General features: G+C 36.1%; 21 protein-coding genes. 15 read left to right on the forward strand and 6 right to left on the reverse strand.

Annotated elements, in window-relative coordinates:
* Window positions 1–665: 665 nt before the first annotated feature.
* From ssb to UXI14_RS08545, 7 genes are all read left to right on the forward strand, one after another.
* On the forward strand, window positions 666–1,007 hold the full coding sequence (gene ssb, locus UXI14_RS08515; protein ID WP_335965764.1) for a single-stranded DNA-binding protein: 342 nt from the start codon (window positions 666–668) through the stop codon (window positions 1,005–1,007).
* Window positions 1,008–1,071: 64 nt separating this feature from the next.
* Window positions 1,072–1,521: a JAB domain-containing protein gene (locus UXI14_RS08520; RefSeq protein WP_335965765.1), complete on the forward strand. Its 450-nt coding sequence runs from the start codon at window positions 1,072–1,074 to the stop codon at window positions 1,519–1,521.
* 382 nt (window positions 1,522–1,903) lie between these two features.
* A complete protein-coding gene (locus tag UXI14_RS08525; RefSeq protein WP_335965766.1) occupies window positions 1,904–2,518 on the forward strand; it encodes a BfmA/BtgA family mobilization protein in 615 nt (204 codons plus the stop codon).
* Window positions 2,487–3,521: a MobB family relaxase gene (mobB, locus tag UXI14_RS08530; protein ID WP_335965767.1), complete on the forward strand. Its 1,035-nt coding sequence runs from the start codon at window positions 2,487–2,489 to the stop codon at window positions 3,519–3,521. The genes UXI14_RS08525 and mobB overlap by 32 nt, the downstream gene beginning before the upstream one ends.
* Entirely contained in the window at window positions 3,518–4,954 is a 1,437-nt protein-coding gene (locus UXI14_RS08535; RefSeq protein WP_335965768.1) for a type IV secretory system conjugative DNA transfer family protein, read from the forward strand. Before mobB ends, UXI14_RS08535 begins: the two co-directional genes overlap by 4 nt.
* A 305-nt stretch (window positions 4,955–5,259) precedes the next feature.
* The gene (locus tag UXI14_RS08540; protein ID WP_335965769.1) at window positions 5,260–5,700 is read left to right on the forward strand and encodes a hypothetical protein; all 441 of its coding nucleotides are present in this window, start codon (window positions 5,260–5,262) and stop codon (window positions 5,698–5,700) included.
* Window positions 5,700–6,143: a hypothetical protein gene (locus tag UXI14_RS08545; protein WP_335965770.1), complete on the forward strand. Its 444-nt coding sequence runs from the start codon at window positions 5,700–5,702 to the stop codon at window positions 6,141–6,143. The genes UXI14_RS08540 and UXI14_RS08545 overlap by 1 nt, the downstream gene beginning before the upstream one ends.
* A gap of 387 nt (window positions 6,144–6,530) precedes the next feature.
* On the opposite strand, the gene UXI14_RS08550 is transcribed toward UXI14_RS08545, so the two are convergent.
* Entirely contained in the window at window positions 6,531–6,899 is a 369-nt protein-coding gene (locus tag UXI14_RS08550) for a VOC family protein (protein ID WP_335965771.1), read from the reverse strand.
* Window positions 6,900–7,135: 236 nt separating this feature from the next.
* Between UXI14_RS08550 and UXI14_RS08555 the strand changes: the two genes are divergently transcribed.
* The 5 genes from UXI14_RS08555 to ligD all read left to right on the forward strand — a co-directional run bounded on the left by UXI14_RS08555 (window position 7,136) and on the right by ligD (window position 12,530).
* A complete protein-coding gene (locus tag UXI14_RS08555) occupies window positions 7,136–9,010 on the forward strand; it encodes a tyrosine/phenylalanine carboxypeptidase domain-containing protein (protein WP_335965772.1) in 1,875 nt (624 codons plus the stop codon).
* A gap of 27 nt (window positions 9,011–9,037) precedes the next feature.
* Window positions 9,038–10,087, forward strand: coding sequence for a glutathione synthetase (locus UXI14_RS08560; RefSeq protein WP_335965773.1), 1,050 nt, complete (start codon window positions 9,038–9,040; stop codon window positions 10,085–10,087).
* 11 nt (window positions 10,088–10,098) lie between these two features.
* Complete coding sequence (locus UXI14_RS08565) at window positions 10,099–11,007, forward strand: succinylglutamate desuccinylase/aspartoacylase family protein (RefSeq protein ID WP_335965774.1); 909 nt, start codon at window positions 10,099–10,101, stop codon at window positions 11,005–11,007.
* 135 nt (window positions 11,008–11,142) lie between these two features.
* Complete coding sequence (locus UXI14_RS08570) at window positions 11,143–11,724, forward strand: DNA polymerase ligase N-terminal domain-containing protein (protein WP_335965775.1); 582 nt, start codon at window positions 11,143–11,145, stop codon at window positions 11,722–11,724.
* Window positions 11,721–12,530 carry a non-homologous end-joining DNA ligase gene (gene ligD, locus UXI14_RS08575; protein ID WP_335965776.1) on the forward strand — a complete coding sequence of 270 codons (810 nt, stop codon included), beginning with the start codon at window positions 11,721–11,723 and terminating at the stop codon, window positions 12,528–12,530. Before UXI14_RS08570 ends, ligD begins: the two co-directional genes overlap by 4 nt.
* Before the next feature lie 14 nt (window positions 12,531–12,544).
* Here the strand turns inward: ligD and UXI14_RS08580 are convergent, their stop codons facing one another.
* Window positions 12,545–13,501: a cation diffusion facilitator family transporter gene (locus tag UXI14_RS08580; RefSeq protein WP_335965777.1), complete on the reverse strand. Its 957-nt coding sequence runs from the start codon at window positions 13,499–13,501 to the stop codon at window positions 12,545–12,547.
* Window positions 13,498–13,908 (reverse strand): transporter substrate-binding domain-containing protein, encoded by a 411-nt coding sequence (locus tag UXI14_RS08585; protein WP_335965778.1) that lies wholly within the window; start codon window positions 13,906–13,908, stop codon window positions 13,498–13,500. Before UXI14_RS08585 ends, UXI14_RS08580 begins: the two co-directional genes overlap by 4 nt.
* A gap of 400 nt (window positions 13,909–14,308) precedes the next feature.
* On the opposite strand from UXI14_RS08585, the gene UXI14_RS08590 reads away from it, so the two are divergent.
* Window positions 14,309–15,574: a GAF domain-containing sensor histidine kinase gene (locus UXI14_RS08590; RefSeq protein ID WP_335965780.1), complete on the forward strand. Its 1,266-nt coding sequence runs from the start codon at window positions 14,309–14,311 to the stop codon at window positions 15,572–15,574.
* Between the two features lie 135 nt (window positions 15,575–15,709).
* Window positions 15,710–16,192: a DUF4199 domain-containing protein gene (locus tag UXI14_RS08595; protein ID WP_335965781.1), complete on the forward strand. Its 483-nt coding sequence runs from the start codon at window positions 15,710–15,712 to the stop codon at window positions 16,190–16,192.
* Between the two features lie 20 nt (window positions 16,193–16,212).
* Here the strand turns inward: UXI14_RS08595 and UXI14_RS08600 are convergent, their stop codons facing one another.
* Both UXI14_RS08600 and UXI14_RS08605 read right to left on the reverse strand, forming a co-directional pair.
* Window positions 16,213–16,716, reverse strand: a complete 504-nt coding sequence (locus UXI14_RS08600; protein ID WP_335965782.1) for a pyridoxamine 5'-phosphate oxidase family protein — start codon at window positions 16,714–16,716, stop codon at window positions 16,213–16,215.
* Window positions 16,717–16,952: 236 nt separating this feature from the next.
* A complete protein-coding gene (locus tag UXI14_RS08605) occupies window positions 16,953–17,876 on the reverse strand; it encodes a diacylglycerol kinase family protein (RefSeq protein ID WP_335965783.1) in 924 nt (307 codons plus the stop codon).
* A gap of 145 nt (window positions 17,877–18,021) precedes the next feature.
* On the opposite strand from UXI14_RS08605, the gene surE reads away from it, so the two are divergent.
* Window positions 18,022–18,762, forward strand: a complete 741-nt coding sequence (gene surE / locus UXI14_RS08610) for a 5'/3'-nucleotidase SurE (RefSeq protein ID WP_335965784.1) — start codon at window positions 18,022–18,024, stop codon at window positions 18,760–18,762.
* A gap of 63 nt (window positions 18,763–18,825) precedes the next feature.
* Here surE and UXI14_RS08615 read toward each other — a convergent pair whose 3' ends face one another.
* Window positions 18,826–19,374, reverse strand: coding sequence for a hypothetical protein (locus tag UXI14_RS08615; protein ID WP_335965785.1), 549 nt, complete (start codon window positions 19,372–19,374; stop codon window positions 18,826–18,828).
* Between the last annotated feature and the right edge of the window lie 12 nt (window positions 19,375–19,386).

Here is a 19,386-nt window from a genome sequence, read left to right on the forward strand (position 1 = left end):
ATATATTAGTAATGTATTACTTAACTTCAATTAGAACAAAAAAAGCAATATTGATGGGGCATACTTTTAAATTCACTCCCTCTATTCCATAACAATTTCAGCAGTAGTAGATAATTCTTAAAATGAAACCCATACCAGAAATAAATTCCATCGCACACAACTTTCCATTTTTCTAAAAAGCTATTCTCTGTAAATTCTTCTTGGGAATTTTTCTGTCGAATAGCTGAAAATTGTAAAGTTGCTTCCCACCATTTTAAGGGTTTATAATAAAATAAGCCTCTTATTGTTTTCCGGGACAGCGGAAAAACAAGGTAGGGAAATAAAGGGTTCTAACCCGCTGTCATTTTCTTTGCTCACTTAACTTTTCTGTAACGTTCACACAAAAATGCACCGACTAAGAATCCCTAATTCCCTTATGGAACCTCTCAAGGTTATACAAGGTTTTGCTCACTAATAAGGTTTCTACTTCCTTGAAAACCATAAAGGTTTTACATGCGTCGCAGACACTCCTGATTTCTTCCCAAAAACCTTGACAGAACCCACTTCTTTTATGGGTGCTGTGCACGCAAGAAGGCAAACAAACACCCCTTAAAATGTAAACGCTCGCTACCTAAAGTGAGGTACACTGCACAGGGGAATTTAGTAACCTTTTAAATTTTTTAGTTATGAGTACTTTAAAAAATCAAGTGCAACTGATCGGAAATGTGGGGCAGGAGCCTCAGGTAACCATTTTGGAAAATGGAAAAAAAGTAGCCCGAATTTCACTGGCTACCAATGAGAATTACAAAAACTCCAAAGGAGAGAAACAGACCAATACCGACTGGCACCACCTTGTTGCCTGGGGGAAAGTCGCCTCCCTTATCGAGGAGTATGTATTTACGGGCAAAGAGATCGCCGTACAGGGAAAACTTTCCTCTCGCTCTTATGAGGATAAAGAAGGGGTTAAACGTCATGTAACCGAAGTGATCGTTTCAGAAATTTTATTCCTTGGAGGAAGTCCTAAGTAATCCAAATATAAGAGCAGGATCCCCCGGCCTGCTCTTATTTAACTATTTCTAAAATCGTATAGTTATGTTAAGCAAAGTAAGCGAAATACAGCTCTCCTATAAGGACGTTTTTTTGACGAGCCACACCACTGCAATTAAATGCAGTAGCGATGCCGCAGCCCTTTTATATCAGTCTTTTGATACCAAGACCATTGCTTTACAGGAAACCTTTAAAGTGCTGTTGTTAAACAATGCCAATATGGTAAAAGGCATTTATACCCACTCTACAGGCGGAATCACCGGAACTCTGGTAGATATCCGAATCATTTTTGCAGTAGTACTAAAAAGCCTTTCTACTTCAATTATTTTATGCCATAATCATCCAAGTTGCAATCTAAAAGCCAGTACCCTGGATAAGGAACTCACCGGAAAGATTGTAAAAGCAGCTTCGTATTTGGATGTCAAAATTCTCGATCATATTATTTTAAGTCCAAAGGGAAACTTCCTCAGTTTTGCCGATGAATCCTTAATTTAATTTTATTTGCTTTAATTTCAATAGTTTAGGGTATTTCTTTTTATAAAGGAATGCCCTATTTTTATAAGGTAACATCCCCATCCTTTTTTTGATCCTCATTAGCGGGTCTCATTAAATGCATGATTTAACTTTCAAATTTTGATCCTTGCTATGACTTGTCCGGTTTATGATAAGGTTATGGTGTAGCTTATCCAGTCTTTTGTTTTTTAAAGAGGGATTGGACGGCTGTTTTTTATCCCTGCGGGATAAAAAGGTACAGCAAGAGGGCAACACGCTGGCGCGGTGTTCCGGTTTATTTATATTTTTAAGTTACTGAATATCAGTTTCTTAAAGTCGTATAAATAACTGACTGTCAAAGGCTTTTACAGTAAATATTGTTGGAGTGCCCGTAAACAGGGAATTTTTTACAGTAAAAATGGAAGATGCTTATAAAAAATATCGGTTTTCCGCTATCAGTATCAAAAAAGAAACAGCGGATCGGTTTCGGAAGTTTTCCCGGGAGATTTCCGGGTCGCATTCTAAGACCTTGGAGACCATGCTGAATTTTTTTAAGTGGAATGGTCTTTCACCAAATGACAATGTGGGCGTAAAAACCGATACCACTAAAAAACGTATCAATGCCTTGATTGCCATTGTTCGCAATATTGAAAAAGAGCAAACCCTGCCTATCAAAGCTATGTTGGATATTTTATTCCAGGAGGCTTCTCAAATGGAAAATCCTGATGGAAATAAGGAAGAAGAAGTGGGCTTTGATTTTGGATCGCCTGCGATTTTTAATCGGGACACAGAGCTGGAACATTACCAAAATCGCTATGGGGAAATGCAATGGCAGCTGAGTCAATATAAAAACAAAATACAGGAACTCTTGGAGCGATTGACCTATATAAAAGGCACTTTTGGGAAGGGGTATTACAAACTGGATATGGATTATAACGAATTGGAGAATTTTAAAAAAGAACTGGATTATGTACATCACCATCACCCCACAAAGTCTTGATGGCAATTTTAACCAAAGTGCTGCCGGCTTTGTAGACTATCTGGAAAAAGAGAATCAGGGGAAACCACTTTCTGAAATGGAACACTTCTTTGATCAGTACGGAGATGAAATTTCCGTGGAAAAGGTCATCAAAGAAATTGATGGTAATACGGCTAAGCTTAAAAAGACCGAGCCGAAATTCTATTCTATCACCTTAAATCCAAGTCAGCGGGAACTTAAAAGCATAAAGGATTCTCCAGAAGCTTTAAAGCGTTATACCCGGGAAGTAATGAAGGCTTACTCCAAAGCGTTTAATCGCAAGATAGACGGCAGAATTGTCACCGTGGATAATATTAAGTACTATGCCAAGGTAGAACGGCAACGTACCTTTAGTAATCTGGACAAAGAGATACGGGAAAACCAGCCCTATGCTACCCAAATACTAAAATTAAAACAAGAAGTTCGTAGTATTGAGCGCGGGGAGCTCCGTGGAAATGTCAAAATACTACAAAAACAGCTCCAACAGCTGGAGCAAAAAGCGCCGCATAAAATAGATGGGAAACGGATTGTACATGGTATGCTTAAACCAGGACCACAAAGCCATGTCCATATTATTGTCAGTCGAAAAGATACCACCAACCGGTATAGTCTCTCTCCGGGAAGTAAGTATAAAGCCTCGGAAGTAGAAATGAACGGCAAGATGGTAAAACGGGGTTTTGATCGGGACGCTTTTTATAAAGGTGCCGAAAAGACCTTTGATACTATGTTTAATTACAACCGAAATTATGTAGAAAGTTATGCGGCCAGGAAAACCTTTTTAAAAGATCCCAAACTGTATTTTTCTACCATAACCAGACTTCCGACTAGTGAAAGGGCGATGGCCTTTAAATTGTTGCAAAAGACTGGGGTTAATACTTCTTTACTCAGTATTCCAACCAATAAGCTTCAACTCACAATGAAGGCAATTAATACCCTTAAAAAAGGTGTTGGGAAGGTTATTGAATCCGGATCGATTGGGATATGAACTGGCAAATCGTATATATCATCCTATACGTTCTTCCAATGGTGGGTTTAAGCCTTATGCTTTATTTTTTGGTCTACGCAGAAGAAGATGAGCGAATTCCTAAAAAGTACCGAGTGCGTTTTAAACTTAAAAACGCCCAATTTAAAATTGATAATATCCGTCGGGGGGCTTCCGTAATTGGTTCGGCGGGGAGCGGGAAAACCGAGAGTGTGGTTTATAATTTTTTACAGCACTTTAGTAAATACGGTTTTTGTGGGGTCATTCACGACTATAAGGATTTTGAACTTACTGAAATTGCCTATCCCTTGTTTAAGGAAAAGGGCATAAAATTCTATACCCTAGCTTTCGATAAGATTCATTATCGGGTCAATCCCATAGCTCCTAAATACCTGCCCAATGAGGAAAGTGTCAATGAGCTGTCTCGGGTACTTATGGAAAACCTTTTGGAGCAGAATCTTTCGGAGAATATCGGGAGTAATAAATTCTTTTCGGATGCCGTGGAAGGGCTACTCAGTGGGATGATATGGAAAATGAGAACAGACTATCCAGAGTATTGTACCCTCCCCCATGTAATTGCACTTTTCCAATCCATGAGTACCAAACAATTAGTCGCTTTTTTAAAATCAGACCTCACCTCTCATAGTATGGCTAGTGCTTTTATAAGTGGTATTGAATCAGAAAAACAAACCGCTGGTGTAAAGAGTACCCTGGCCAATGCTTTTAAAAAGATCAGTTCTCAAAAGCTGTTTTATGTGTTGTCAAAGGATGAAGTGCCTTTGGATATTAACAATCCGGGAAATCTGGCAGTAATTTCACTGGTCAATCACCCGAAATACGATGCGGCCTACTCCCCTATTATTGCCATGGTAATGCATACCCTGATCAAACAAATGAGTGAACGAGGCAGAGCATCTTCTTTTTTACTCATGGAAGAAGCGCCAACACTCAAACAACCCAATATGCATCGGATACCGGCGACACTGCGAAGCTATGATATTAGTACGGTGTATGTGATGCAAGATAAAATACAGAATGATTTACTTTATGGGGATAAAGCCAGCAAAGCTATTTTAAGTAACCTTTCCTATCAGTTTTTTGGAAAGGCGAATGATCCGGATACCGCTAAATACTACGAGCGTTTTTTTGAAATTATTAAAACCCCCACCAGAAGTATCAGTAAAAGCAGTGGCATGAGTTTTGAAAGTCGTGTTACCAAAGGGGAACGGGAGGTATCTAAGCGAAGGGCTGAGATCTTTTTTAAGTTAAAGCAAGGGGAATTTATTGCATTTGCCGATGGGAAGGATAGAAAGGTGCGATTTAGATTGCAATCCATTTTAAAAGAGAAACCTAAGCAGGAAAGTCATTATTCAGATACGGATATAACCGTGCATTTTCAGCAGATTTATAGGGAGGTATGGGGTTTGTTTAAATGAATATTTTAGAAAAATAGAGAGTTAGTATTTTTTCGGGAGCCTAAAATTATAAGCCTATTTTATATTTTATGAAATTATTTACTTGTAGAACAATTACCGTTTTGTGCTCCATGCTACTTTTTTTATACAGGCTCTCATAATCAATGGAACAGTACTTGTAATGAATAATATATAAATTCGACCAAGAGTTTAGAAAACAACATTTGAAATTCTTACAAAGAATGAATTTAACACCTCATTAATTGATTGAATTCAAATAAAAACTATATTTGTATCATACATTTTTATGTATATTTATAAAGCTTATGACAACTACATTAGAGAAAATAAATAGAGAAATAATAAAATCTTACTCTCATTCATTGAGCGAAGAAGAAAGAGTTAATAAAATTCTTGACCACATCAATGATAAGAAAAAAGAATATTCTATTTTGACCAAATCTCTAGAAAAATTAGGGTTATTGCTCACTAAAATAACTTGGTTAGATAATTTATCAACATCAGATGAAGTGATTATTAGGGGAATTATAGCAATGGGAAAAGCTTCTGACAAACATTTTAAAAAATTCTATTCAGAACAAAGAAAAATATATGTTCCTAAAGGACTTTTCAAAGACAATTTTAAAGAAATGAAAGAAGCAATAGACTTTCACATTGAAGCTGTTAATGAAGTTGAGCATATAATATTCGAATTAAGAAAGAATAATGACTTCAAAGAGTTAAGTTCTTTGGTTAATGAACTTTAATGAAATTTTTCTTCCAAAAAAGCTTTATATCTGAAGTCAAAACACTTCTCAAAAAAAATTCTTACAAAGATTGTGAAAGAGCAATAATCAAAGATATCTTTAAATTAAAATCTGATGATTTATTAGCTCAATGCGTAGCCTACCGACTTAATCCAAATGCAAAAAACCCAATTGCTAAATTAAGAGTTGGCGATGAACAAGGTAAAAGTTCATCTTTTAGAGTATATCTAATTGCAATAGCAATTAAGAATAATTATTATTTCGGATATATTTACCCAAAACAAGGTGTTTATGGAAAAAACGCATTAAAATCTAAAGAAGAAACAAAAATCATAAAAGATCTTTTGAGCGATATTAAGGAAGATAATGTTATAGAAGTTAAACTTAATAAAGATAAAGATAAGATTTGCTTCGTTTCCGATAATAAAGAGATATTTAAATAAGAAACCAAAAAAACATTGAGTAATACTGGTAATCGCTCTCCCCCCCTCTAATTTTATAAAACAAGATGGATTTAAACCTTTTTAAGAGCCTTACTTTTAGCTAAAGTACAGGCTGCACTATATACTTACCTAATCTCTGATTATTTTTTTGATAAATTCAATAGGTGCGTTATTCGGTGCGTATAAAATAATCAACCTCTCATAAGCCCAGTAAATACTATAAAAATAAAATTATGGATAGTTCCTCTTTCTCCGCTGAGAGTGTAACAATCTCAAATAAAATCCCGTAAAACACCAGTGTTTACAGGATTTTTCATTTTATGGCATTTCATTTAAATTTAAAGAATAACAATAGAAAAGAGAATAATTCTATTTGTAGTATCCTATTCATAAATGCATTAATATATTAATTGTAGCCCCGTTGGGGTCTTTTACAAAAAACCTCCTTACGTCCCATTCTTCATTGGTAAGCGGGTATACAATTTCAATATTTTGCTCTTTTGCACGGTTGTACAGGTAATCAACATTGGATACTTCTACGGAAATAAAAATAGCCGTATTGTCCAAAGGTTTGTTCCCGGTGTTTTTAAAAACAGAGATCTGGGCCGTTGGGTTGTCGTTGGATATAAATGTTAATATCCAGCCCATATCCATTGCAAGCTTCATCCCTAGGAATCCGTTATAAAATAGCTTGCTTCTTTCTATATTGTTTGAATATATATTAGGAACCACTCTTTGTATGCCTGTCTCTTTCATTGAATAGTCTTTTTGTTTGAATTTTAATCATTTTTAATTAATAAAAATATTTTTGGCATATTTTAACAATACATAAGCTTTCCATATTAAAAAATTGCCAAAATATTAATTTTAAGTCACTTACCCTTTAAATTATACATAACTTTAAGTATGTTAATAGTGGCGGATATCCCAATGGTACAGGGATTTTAACCCGCATACTACATTTAAAACACAAATAGAAAGATAAAAACAATATGCTTAAATTCAACAAACTTGGTAAGAAAGAAATTGCTGAAATTGTTACTATCCTGGAGCAGGATGAGGAAGTAAATTGTTCGTTGCCCGGAGGAGGATTATTACATATTGAATCGGGATTACCCTACATGGTGGTATATAGAAGGCATAAAGAAAGAAATCATTTAAAGCGTATTGCCATAAATGAGGCTTCATATTTACTTATTGGCAATAAAGATTTTAAAAAATTTCAAAAATTAATTATCGCTATTTCAGATGTGCTTTCTGCAAAGTATAAATCGTTTCTAGTCCTTGAACTTTTTCTGGCAAAAAGCAAGACCAAAACCTTCAAGATTAAAGGGCCGGAGGATATTTTACCGTCATTTTTAAAAACTTTAAAAGAAGCTTTAGACAATTTAGGCAACAACGCTTCTAACGGGCATCTTACTTCAACCATTGAAAATACTACCAAAAGGCAGCCAGAAGGAAAAGCAGCTTTATTAACAATTGGTAAGGCCAAACAATGCGGGGCATTATTGGTGGGCCTCGAAGTGCCACCCGTTTTTTACGATGAAAAATGGAGGTTTTACCCCGTATTTTTTAGAGAATTTAAAGACGCGCTTATTAATGCCATTCACAAAGCTATATTTGAATATATAAGGGTGCAAACTTCGTGTGGGGTGCAAAGTTATCAAGCCCTTGGTAGGCAATCGTTGAAAGAAAAAGTTTTTGAAATCGATAGGAAACTCTCTAAAATAGAGCGTTCATATAAATTTTTATGGTTGGTATCGCCAGCTAACATTTACAATATCAAAAGAACTTTTTTTGAATCGGGATACCATAAAATATTAAAATACCACTACCGCTTGTTACCCATAGACCCCGATATTTTAAAGCGTAACCTCTATAACTTAAGAATTGAGGAAGTAGACGATCCCGCCATGTCTCATTTATTCCGACAGAAAAGAGAGGAACTCGATCTACAGATATCAATGCTAAGTGAACGCGGAACCCCTAACTTCTTTTACAACAGCATTAGACTCTACGGCAACGTTGATGCTATATTGCACGAAACTGCCAAAGCAATACTTACCGAACTCCCGGAAGAAACAGAAAGAGAAGATTGCCCTTCTATGGACGCTATGGAGTTTAGCGCATTTGCGAGAAAGGAATTTGCCTATTTTAAAGACCAGAATACCGATTTTAAAAGCAAGATACACTTGCGTAAGGACGTAAATATTATGATGGTAAACCAAGGCGAATTGTACATTCCTGCCGATTATAAATCTTGTAGAACCGAAGCAAAGGCACTTATACAGCACGAAGTGGGCACTCATGTGCTCACTTATTTTAACGGAAGCAAACAACCTTTGGAACAATTATCTACCGGACTGGCCGATTACGATACCTTGCAGGAAGGCATTGCCGTTATGTCTGAATACCTCTCTGGAGGGCTTACGGTAAACAGGCTGAGAATACTTGCCGGAAGGGTTATAGCCGGAAAGGCTCTTATTGACGGTGGTGATTTTAGGGAAATCTTTAATTTGTTGTTCTCCCAATATGGTTTTTCCAAAGAACACGCCTTTAATATTACCTCGAGGATAATGCAAGGGGGCGGTTTCTTAAAAGATATTATCTACCTAAAAGGCTTGGTAAAGCTTCAGCAATATTTAATAGACGATGGCGATTACGAACAACTATTTGCCGGAAAATTTGGGTTTCACCATATCCACATAATCAACGAGCTTATTCAACGTAAGGTTCTGCATAAAGGAACATTAAAACCAAGTTATGTATATGAAGACTTTTACGAAGACAGGCTTCAGAAGATAAAAAACGGCATGTCTATCCCGAAAATGGCCATAAAACAGACCGAGATGAGCAATACCGCATAAAAATTACTTAAACAAAAAAGAAAAAAGATGAAAATATGCTTTGTATTAAATAAAATTGAAACAGAAAAAGCCGCAACTTCTGTAGCACTTATGACAAAGGCCCATGTAAAAGGACATGACGTTTTTGTAATGGGCGTTGGCGATTTTAATTTTGAATCCAGCGGTACAATTACCCTCAACACAAAACAGGTCCCTACGGGTATTTCCACAAAATCTCCAAAGAAATATTTGGAAATACTGCAAAGTGCCAAGGCCAAAGAGAAAAAAATAGTATCAACCGATGTGGACGTACTTTTTATTAGAAACAACCCTACTGAAGAAGGTGCTACCAGGCACTGGGCAGAACAAGCCGGAATAGCCTTTGGCAGAATGATCCAGCAACAGGGTGTTTTAGTTTTAAACGATGCTTATGCCCTCTCTCATGCTTTTATTGACAAACTTTATTTTGAAGAACTTCCAAAAGACATAAAACCGGCCTCCATAATTACCAGAAAAAAGGAAAATATTTTGTCGTTTTGGGAGAAAAACAATAAAAGAATTGTATTAAAACCTTTGGAAGGATCTGGCGGAAAAGATGTGTATTTAATTGATGAGCATGAAAAAAATACCAATCAGATTATAGAGACCATTAGCAACCATGGGTATGTTATTGCACAAGAATATTTACCTGCCGTGAAAGATGGCGACGTTAGGGTTTTATTAATGAACGGAAGGGTCCTGGAAGAAAATGGTGAGAAAGCTATTATTAGGAGGGTCAGCGGCAAGGGAGAATTTAGGAGCAATTTTAAGCAGGGAGCCACAGCTGACAGCAGCGAACTTACCAAAGAAATGCAATACATTATCGATCTTACGGCGCCCAAATTAATTAAAGACGGCCTCTTTTTTGTAGGGTTGGACATTGTTAAGGACAAACTTATTGAAATTAACGTGCTAAGCCCCGGTGGCCTTGATAGGTTTTCGGATATTGGCCTTCCCGATTTTACAAATACTGTTATCGATGCCATAGAGAGAAAACTTTATTATAAAGAGAAATACAAAGGGCAACTGTCTAACAAAGTGTTGGCCACAATGTATTAAATTAGATAACTATGGATGTTGAAAGAATTATAGGAACTTATACAAGTAACAATCCAGGTCCGCTCTTATTTGTAACTGCTGGAATTCATGGAAACGAACCCAGCGGGGTTCTAGCCCTGCAACATGTTTTCGAGGAGCTAAACCATACAAAACCTACAATAAACGGCACGTTGGTGGGTGTTTCTGGAAATAAGACCGCTTTGGAAAAAAATGTACGCTATATTGACGAGGACCTCAACAGGACCTGGACCGAAGAAAATATAAAATCCGGAAAAAATACTTCGCACGAACATACAGAAATGCATGACATTATAAAAATCCTGCAAACATATCTGGAAAAAGAACATAGCAAGAATTACTTTTTGGATTGCCACACTACCTCATCGGCAAGCCTGCCGTACATTTCGGTACAGGAAGTAAACAATAATGATGCCTGGGCACATCGTTTTCCAACCTATATTGTTAGAGGCTTTAGCGATATTATAACTGGCGACATAGACCATTATTTAAGCAGGATTGGCATTACGGGTTTTGTTTTTGAAGCAGGTCAGCATACCAGCAAAAAAGCCATAGAAAACCACGAAGGCATGATATGGCTTGCCTTGAAGGAAGCCTGTAATATAAAACTGGAAAATTTATCCTGTTATCCCGAATGCGTTACCCGCTTTTCCGTAGACAATGCCCCGGAACAAAAAACTTTTAAAATTTTATATCGGCATGCCCTAAATAAAAAGGATCAATTTAAAATGGAGCCGGGCTTTGAGAATTTCAGCAAAGTAAAAAAAGGACAATTTCTCGCTATGCAAAATGGAAAAAAAATAACAAGCAAGTGGAATGCCCATATTTTTATGCCATTATATCAAGCTCAAGGCGATGATGGCTTTTTTATTATTGATGAAATTGAACCTACTACTGTTTAAGTATTTTTTTTGACGCAATTGGCATAAAACGTAATCCAATGCCTTTTTAAATGTTTTTTTAGCAGTTTCTTATAAAACATTAAGCAAGTTGTTTTATAATTTGTAGTTACCCCATTGAAAATTAGATAATTGATTATGAGAAATAAGGAATATAATAAAAAAAGGGATTTTTCTAAAACAAAAGAGCCAAGAGGAAATTCAAGAAAAAAAGACACAAACAGTCAAATTTTTGTCATCCAAAAACACGATGCCACCAATTTGCATTACGACTTCCGGTTGGAGATAGACAATGTTTTAAAATCATGGTCTGTACCCAAAGGTCCAAGCACAGACCCAAGCATTAAGCGTATGGCAATCCCCACGGAAGACCATCCTCTGGAATATGCCAATTTTGAAGGCACCATTCCAAAAGGACAATATGGCGGAGGCACCGTTATGATCTGGGACAAAGGAACCTATAAAGGCTTAACGGAAGAAGGACAAAACGTATCCGATTCATACAAAAAAGGTGTTCTAGAGTTTTATTTGCAAGGAAAAAAACTACAAGGCGGTTATAGCCTTATACGAATGAATTCGGGTAATATGAAGGGAAATTGGCTTTTGATAAAAAAGGACGACGAAAAGGCAGATGCCCGACGAAATCCCGTTAGTACACAAAACAAAAGTGTAACAAGCAACAGGACACTCAAAGAAATTGCAAAGGAAGAAGCCAAATGAAAATACAAGGAGTACCAATTACACATCCCGATAAAATATTGTTTCCAGAAATCGGCCTGTCCAAAATAGAGATGATTAATTATTACAAAAGGGTTGCAAAATACATGATACCCTATTTAAAAAACAGGCCCCTTACTTTACATAGATTCCCCGACGGGGTGAACAAACAGGGGTTTTACCAAAAAAATGCAGCCGATTATTTCCCGGATTTTATTAAAACCGTACAGATAAAAACCGAAGAAGGGGAAAATACCCAAATTGTATGCAACAATAAAAAAAGTCTAGTTTACCTGGCCAATCAAGGTACTATTGGTTTCCATATTTGGTTGTCCAGAACAGATAAATTGCATAAGCCCGATAAGGTTGTTTTTGACCTCGACCCCTCAAAGGATTCATTTAAAAAATTAAAAGAAGGCGTAAAAATAATCAAGGCGTTTATGGCAAAACAAGGAAAAGAATGTAACGTAATGACAAGCGGGAAAAAAGGAATCCATATCTGGTACCGCATTCGAAGGACTACTACTTTTGAAGATTTACGTCCTAAAATAAAACAATACGCCGAAGAACTTGAAAAATCGCATCCAGAAATTTTTACTACGGCCATTAGAAAAAATAAAAGGAACGGAAAAATTTTTATTGATTATCTTAGAAACTCTTATGCACAAACTTCCGTTTGCCCTTATTCCCTGCGACCAACCAAAAATGCCGGCATTGCCATGCCGCTTTCCTGGAGCGAGCTGGACGATATCCCAGCTTCTGACCATTTCTATGTAAAAAACATTGATAAACGACTTAAGTTTAAATAATTGAGAATGCAGGTTTATACCACATTTTCATCAAAAGTATCTTCTACCATAATAGTTACATCGTGTATTTTCCAATGATAGGCCAATAGTTCGTCCTTGGCTGCTTCAATTTTTCCATCCAGTGCAAAACCCTTCATTGGTATTATGTACAGTTCTCCAAAATATACCATTCCGTGTTCCCTGAACCTAACCCTTACCTGTTTTGCCCAGGGCCATTGTTTTGCCAGTTTTTTAATTTCTTCAACCAGATTGTCCTTTTCATTGTTTTTCACATCCATCGGGTGGCGGTCCATCAAATCGGCTATAGCATTTTTAAGCCCTTTAAAACCATCTTTAATTACCGATATGGATATAAACAATGCGGCCGAAGCATCTGCCCACCAAATTCCAAAACCAACACCCAAAATACCTATAATGGCCGCAAAGGCTGTCATATAATCCGCTTTTTGAGTAGTTGCATCTGTAAATAATATTTTATTGTGCATTTTTTTGGCCAGTGGCATTTTTTTGTACCCCAACCACATGGCCGGAAAGGCACTGTAACACAATGTTAACATCATTAACCACCCCATCCATATCTGGGTATTAAAAACATACACACTTCCAATAGTGGGCCGTTCTGCCTTAATAAGGATAATTGCGGCGTCTATGGCCAAAAAGCAGCCCATGGCAAACAAAGCAACAGAGCCAGTTAAAAAAGCAATGCTGAAAACCTTATGGAACCCATAGGGAAATTCTTTGGTGGCCGGCTTGTTGTATAGACGGCTGGCTATTAAAAAAGATATTGCCGGCAAAATACTCAAGGCATCTTCCAACCAGGCAGTCTTCATGGCTTGCGAGGAACCCATGACCAAAAACATCAAAACAATAACCGTTAATAAATATCCAACAGTCAACCATTCGTAAAAAATTGCTTTTTTAAGTGTTTCCTGCAAATATGGGGGCAATGCAAATTTTCCTGTTATTTTCATCGCGCTTTATTTTTTTCCATAAAGGATTCCAATTCCATCACCAGTTTATTTTCACCTTTGGGTACTAACAATACATGTTCTTCGTCGTAGGTTTTTGTTAAACCTACTTTCTCTTGCCATATGGTGTTTTTTTTAAATCCTCCAATAATGATATGAATATCGGCTTTATTGAGTTTTTTTATCAACTCGCTTTCAGTTCCTTCTATAAGTTGATATGTAATGCTTTTTTCTGAACAAAATTCCTGTAACAATTCAATTTCCGACCCAGAAAACCCTGTATTGTCATGTACGGTAAACGGCGGATTTACAACCACCCCTATTTTTAGTCCGTTAATTTGCGCGTCCAAAACCGAATCTCTTGAATCTTTGGGTAATTCACAGCCTACAAAACTTATATTTATGAACATAAGAAGTAATAACCTTTTTAATATGAATGCCAATTTTTTCATTTTTCTATAATTTGAAGCGTTTTTCAATATTTTACAAGAACTATAACCCCATTTCAGCCTTTTTTATTTATTACAACCTATTAAAATTAACTTAATTTCCCCATAAAGTAATGCTTATCAGATGGATTCAGTCAAGGTAAAAACGGATTGTGTTAATTTCGTTTAACTAGACTGTTCATGCATGGTTTCGGTCATAACAATTTACCAAGCAGCATAATAATGTCACAAACAATTCAATTTTTAACGCAAAAGCGTCAAAATGGATTATTTTATAAAATAATCCATTTTTAAAGCATACCTTTAGGTAAAGAACTCCCTCCTACTGTTAAAAAATAAAATAAACCATTCAATTCACTTTATGGACAACACGTTGGAATTTGATATTCAAAAAGATCTTGATATCATAAACGATTTAAAAATACTTACCGAAATACTGGATATTATCCGCCTTAAAACAGATATGGGGTTTGCCGCCATTACCCGGGTTACCGAAAAAGAATGGATCGTGGCACACATAAAGGACAGCCTACAATTTAATTTTAAAAAGGGCGACAGGCTGCCCTTGCCACATACCATTTGCAGTGAGATAAAACAGGTAAAAAAGCCGCTTCTTATAGAAAACATGGACGAATCCCTTAAATATACCTCGCATCCTTTTAACCTTATCCATAAATGCAAAAGTTTTGCGGGCGTCCCGATATACAAAAACAACAATGAATTATTGGGGACCTTGATAGTCATGGACCGTGATGCCAAGTCGTTCAATACGTATGAAATTACTTCCATGCTCAACAAATATGCATGCATGGTTTCGTCGCAAATAGCCATGAAAGAAACAATTTTGCAAACCAACCGCGAGCTTATGGAAGAAAGAAGGCTGGCCGAACTGCGCGACACCTTTATTGCCATTCTAGGCCATGACCTCCGCAACCCGGTTGGAACCACAAGAATGATCTCGGATATCCTTTTAAAACAATCCCTGCCCGATAACATTGTAAAGCAGATAGAAATTATCAAGTCGTCATCCTACAGGATGCAGGAATTAATAGATACCATTTTGGATTTTGCAAAAGGACACATTGCAGATGGCATCCAACTCCATTTAGTGCGTAATAAAAATCAATTGTTATCTACGCTCTCTCAAGTTGTGGCCGAAGCAAAAGCACTTGACCCCTCCCAAACATTTAAGTGTAAGTTTGAAATTGACAAGGATTTTCCGTGCGACCCAGACAGACTTGGAGAGCTTTTGTCTAACCTTTTGAGCAATGCCATAAAGCACGGCGATAGAAAAGAGCCCATTGTGGTATATGCGGGCATTAAATTTGGTTGCTTTGAAATTTCAGTTACCAATGGCGGTAAAAGAATTCCCGACAACACCATTAAAAACTTGTTCAAACCTTATTACAAGGAAATTTCGGAACAGAACAGACAGGGCCTTGGTTTGGGGCTTTATATTGTTTCCGAAATCGCCAAGGCGCATTCGGGCTCGGTAGAAGTATTTTCGGACTCGCTTAACACCACTTTTCAGTTTAAAATGAACATTAAAAAATTACTTTCGGAATATTACAACTTTAATAAAACAAAATATATAAGCAATGCCAAGCTTGCAAATATGAAAAATTAGCCATTTTATGAAGGAGCATCAAATTTGTATGTAAATTCATTAAATGAGTTAAAAATAATATGGATAGCGTTTATGGTTCTTTAAATATTGTACCAACTTGTATCTTTCTCTGATATTAAAAAATTTGCTTATTCAATGAAAAATCAAAATATATCCATAAAATACGGTGTTGTAACAGGAATATTATTAACTGCCTACTTCTTGTTACTCGCCATGGTTAAACTGCATATACAGCCTGTATTTAGCTTCTTAAACGTTATAATTACGGGTACGGGAATATATTGGGCCATTAAAACCCTAAAAAAATCCAAGGGCGGTGGTTTTAAGTATCAACATGGGTTTTCTGCCGGGTTAATAACAGGATTTACTGCTACTGTTTTCTACACCATTTTTTTCTCGTTGTATATTATTGAGCTGAATCCCGATTTTACGCATAATTTTATGGCCAAATGGAAATTTGATTGGTTTGCCAATACAGGAATGTTAATAATGACGGTCCTGCTCATGGGGCTTGCCACAACTATGGTACTGAGCTTGGCCTTTATGCAATTGTTTAAAGATAGCTGGAACACCAAAGAAGGAAAAAAACACACGCTCTCTAACACTAAAGAGGAATAAACGGAAAATTAAAGATTAGGTTAGCGTTTTAATTTTCCTTTTACATCTTTTTCTGTATGTTTTTCTGTAGATTTATTTTCCACAAAATCCTTTATAAGTTCGATAAATTTATTTTGTTTTTTATCCCAATAATAAGTCGACAAGGGAATCACCTTTATGGCAATCAGCTCTATATCGTCTACACCGTCAAACCATCGGTCGTCCTTTTTGGTATATAATTCTTCAAGTAGTTCTTTGTCTGTATAAATAAATGCTTTTCCATACATGCTTAAAAACTGCTTGTCTTCTGGGTTGCTATATAATAATTGTACTCTTTTATCGGCCAGTATGTTTGAATAATGATCGCTGTTCAGGGAACTTAAAAACCAAATGCTTCCGTCATCCTCAATTTTTTTGGTTTCCATCGGGTTTGCCCCAAGTGGCAATGTGTCAAGATCGGTAAGCAAAATAGCTGTTTTTGTACCCTCTATTATTTCTTTTATTTTTTTTATTGCTTCTGTATGCGATAAATTTTCAGTTTTCATAATCCTATTGATTTGTGATCATTACAAAGCTACAAGACATCATTTTTTATATGTGTTTCAAAAAAACAAATAATTAACCCGCTTAATCATTAGTTTTTTATTCTTTCATCCCAAATTTCCTTATTGAAGCAGAAAACATGCAAATAGAACTTCATGGTGTTAAACTTTGCTTGATTTGGGGCAATTTTTTATAGAAGGGAAGTAGGTTTGGTATTTATCCAAAGATAAAATCATGATTATGGATATTTTATATTTTCAATAAATGTAAAAACCCCTCTTTTTATGGATATATCCATATATTTTCCCGAATAATTTTCCAATAAATTATCGTCTATGTGCAATTGTGGGGCTTTGGCTTTTATTTTTGCCTTTTTGGTTTGAATGCATATGGCAAAGTCATTAATATTTTCGGTTTTGTGCTTGTTTTCTAGCTTTGAGCTCAAGTACCTTATAAATGCTTCTCTTTTGCCTTCGGTAATGAGTATCAAGTAAAAACATTCATCGTTTATGGCGCCATGGGGAGCTAGCTGTAAATTAGGGCCAATATGTTTTATTTTCATAAGTTCTGCCAATAAAAAAGAACCTTCAATGTTTATTCCTTCAACTTTAATTTCCACAGTTACGGGGGGATAATTTTTTACCACTTTAATTAAGTGTTCCAAAGCAAGTTTAATTTTTATTTCGGGAGCTTCATTGTTGGTTTTAAGATCCTTCATAATGGAAAGTAATTGCGGAAAAACTCCAAAGCCCATACTTTCTATAAAAAAGTTTTCTTCTTTAAGCCCTTCAATATTTCCATAATTGTACCATACAGCATTGTTTGCATTATAAATTATTTTTCTATTTGGTTTGCCTTTTATGTTGAGGGTTTTAGAAATATTGTTTGCTTTTCCCAAAGGCAATAGTACAACCTGCGGTCCCGTTCTTTTTTCTTCCCATTTAGCATCTAGCATTTTTTCGAACAACTTTCTCACCGTTCCATCTCCTCCGGCCAATAAAATTAAGTCTTCATCTCCCAAACGGTATTCTTTCCATGCCTCTTCTTTTGTAGAAATATATTCAATTTCCAATAACGATTTATCTACAAGATTCATCAAAAAATTCTTGCTGTGATCGGCACTTCCCGCAGTTGGATTATGTATTATTACTATTTTTTGCATAACTAACTTGTTAATTGTTGGTAGGTATTAAATTATGATGATATATTATTTTTTTTTCATCAATTTAACTAGAATTTAAAAAGCTTTAACAGGATAAAAAAGGTTATTTTTTGTAATTTAAAGTTTAAATGAAAATGTTAAAAAAATGAGAATCCTTGTAACAAACGATGATGGAATATATAGTCCGGGGCTTGCCTGTTTGGCAAAAGTTGCCTCTACTTTTAGTGAAGTCGTGGTCATGGCCCCAGACATAGAACAATCTTCCATGGGACATGCAATAACTTCGGGAAGACCTATTACTTATAAAACATCTCCTATAGTTTTTGATGGCCTGGAAGCATATCGCGTAAAGGGTACTCCCGCAGATTGTGTGGCCATGGGCATTCATTTGTTTGAGAATTTCGATCTAGTACTATCTGGTATAAACATGGGCGCCAACCTTGGAAATTCCGCATGGCACTCAGGTACATTGTCGGCCGCGCGCCAAGCTGTACTTTTTAATGTTCGGGGTATTGCCCTGAGCGTATCGTTGGGCGAAGAGGAAACAGATTTTAATGCCCTTGAAACTTTTGTTAAGAAGACATTGACGGAAGTTATTAATCTTGATGAACAAAAACTCCTCAATATTAACTTTCCACAGCACCCAAACGGAAATATTTTATGGACAAAACAATCAGTACGTCAATACGACGGAAAGGTTATAGCTAGCAAAGACCCCATGGGAAGAGACCATTACTGGTTTACAGTCGTTCCCATAGAAAGTGAAGAAAAAGGGTCGGACAGATGGACCATTAAACAAGGGAACATAAGTATTACGCCCATGCTTTTGGACTTAACCGATAACAAATATCTGGAAGAAAAAATAAAAAATAAGGTTGTGCCTTAGCCCGGTTTCCATTGTAAATTATCAAAGAACGAAAATATTTAAACCCACACCACAAACAATAGGCTAGCGAACCAAAAATTTGGTAAGCTTCCCCCATAAAATATTTTGCAGCCCCAACCAACCACCCCAAGCCATGATAGTATTTATTATTTTACGGCTTCCCGCCTGCTCACCTTTATTATTTATTACTTCGTTACATCCAACTTCGTAACCGACTATGGCTGTTTTCTTTATTTTCACCTTAAAAGTACTGCTGGCTTCCTTTTTTAAAAAGTGATTAATTTTCTTTTTTTTAGCTGAAAAGGGACTGGAAGTTGGTTGTACTACAAAAAAAGCCTCTAAGTCATTTGAACGGATTTTGGTTACCCTTACCCAGTTATCGGGCAAGGATAAGGGAAACGATATTTTTATATAGCTGCCGACCTCCAGAATATCGGTTGGTTTAAAATAATAAGGATCATAAATTATAAATTTGGCTATATATGCCGATAAAAACGACCACTGATTAACCTTAAAAAGCTTTTGCCTGGCATACTCAAATTGTTTTTTTGCTATTTCTCTGCTACTATATTCCCTTGAACTGCTAAAGCACCTGTTTCTAAATACAAACATATCTATATGCTA

This window comes from Galbibacter sp. PAP.153 (assembly GCF_037029175.1).
GTDB classification, from domain to species: domain Bacteria; phylum Bacteroidota; class Bacteroidia; order Flavobacteriales; family Flavobacteriaceae; genus Galbibacter; species Galbibacter pacificus.

Bases quoted from the DNA above. Each gene is read 5' to 3' on its own strand.
- ssb (WP_335965764.1), top strand. From the start codon at position 666: ATGAGTACTTTAAAAAATCAAGTGCAACTGATCGGAAATGTGGGGCAG.
- UXI14_RS08520 (WP_335965765.1), top strand. From the start codon at position 1,072: ATGTTAAGCAAAGTAAGCGAAATACAGCTCTCCTATAAGGACGTTTTT.
- mobB (WP_335965767.1), top strand. From the start codon at position 2,487: ATGTACATCACCATCACCCCACAAAGTCTTGATGGCAATTTTAACCAA.
- UXI14_RS08535 (WP_335965768.1), top strand. From the start codon at position 3,518: ATGAACTGGCAAATCGTATATATCATCCTATACGTTCTTCCAATGGTG.
- UXI14_RS08540 (WP_335965769.1), top strand. From the start codon at position 5,260: ATGACAACTACATTAGAGAAAATAAATAGAGAAATAATAAAATCTTAC.
- UXI14_RS08545 (WP_335965770.1), top strand. From the start codon at position 5,700: ATGAAATTTTTCTTCCAAAAAAGCTTTATATCTGAAGTCAAAACACTT.
- UXI14_RS08550 (WP_335965771.1), bottom strand. From the start codon at position 6,899: ATGAAAGAGACAGGCATACAAAGAGTGGTTCCTAATATATATTCAAAC.
- UXI14_RS08555 (WP_335965772.1), top strand. From the start codon at position 7,136: ATGCTTAAATTCAACAAACTTGGTAAGAAAGAAATTGCTGAAATTGTT.
- UXI14_RS08560 (WP_335965773.1), top strand. From the start codon at position 9,038: ATGAAAATATGCTTTGTATTAAATAAAATTGAAACAGAAAAAGCCGCA.
- UXI14_RS08565 (WP_335965774.1), top strand. From the start codon at position 10,099: ATGGATGTTGAAAGAATTATAGGAACTTATACAAGTAACAATCCAGGT.
- UXI14_RS08570 (WP_335965775.1), top strand. From the start codon at position 11,143: ATGAGAAATAAGGAATATAATAAAAAAAGGGATTTTTCTAAAACAAAA.
- ligD (WP_335965776.1), top strand. From the start codon at position 11,721: ATGAAAATACAAGGAGTACCAATTACACATCCCGATAAAATATTGTTT.
- UXI14_RS08580 (WP_335965777.1), bottom strand. From the start codon at position 13,501: ATGAAAATAACAGGAAAATTTGCATTGCCCCCATATTTGCAGGAAACA.
- UXI14_RS08585 (WP_335965778.1), bottom strand. From the start codon at position 13,908: ATGTTCATAAATATAAGTTTTGTAGGCTGTGAATTACCCAAAGATTCA.
- UXI14_RS08590 (WP_335965780.1), top strand. From the start codon at position 14,309: ATGGACAACACGTTGGAATTTGATATTCAAAAAGATCTTGATATCATA.
- UXI14_RS08595 (WP_335965781.1), top strand. From the start codon at position 15,710: ATGAAAAATCAAAATATATCCATAAAATACGGTGTTGTAACAGGAATA.
- UXI14_RS08600 (WP_335965782.1), bottom strand. From the start codon at position 16,716: ATGAAAACTGAAAATTTATCGCATACAGAAGCAATAAAAAAAATAAAA.
- UXI14_RS08605 (WP_335965783.1), bottom strand. From the start codon at position 17,876: ATGCAAAAAATAGTAATAATACATAATCCAACTGCGGGAAGTGCCGAT.
- surE (WP_335965784.1), top strand. From the start codon at position 18,022: ATGAGAATCCTTGTAACAAACGATGATGGAATATATAGTCCGGGGCTT.
- UXI14_RS08615 (WP_335965785.1), bottom strand. From the start codon at position 19,374: ATGTTTGTATTTAGAAACAGGTGCTTTAGCAGTTCAAGGGAATATAGT.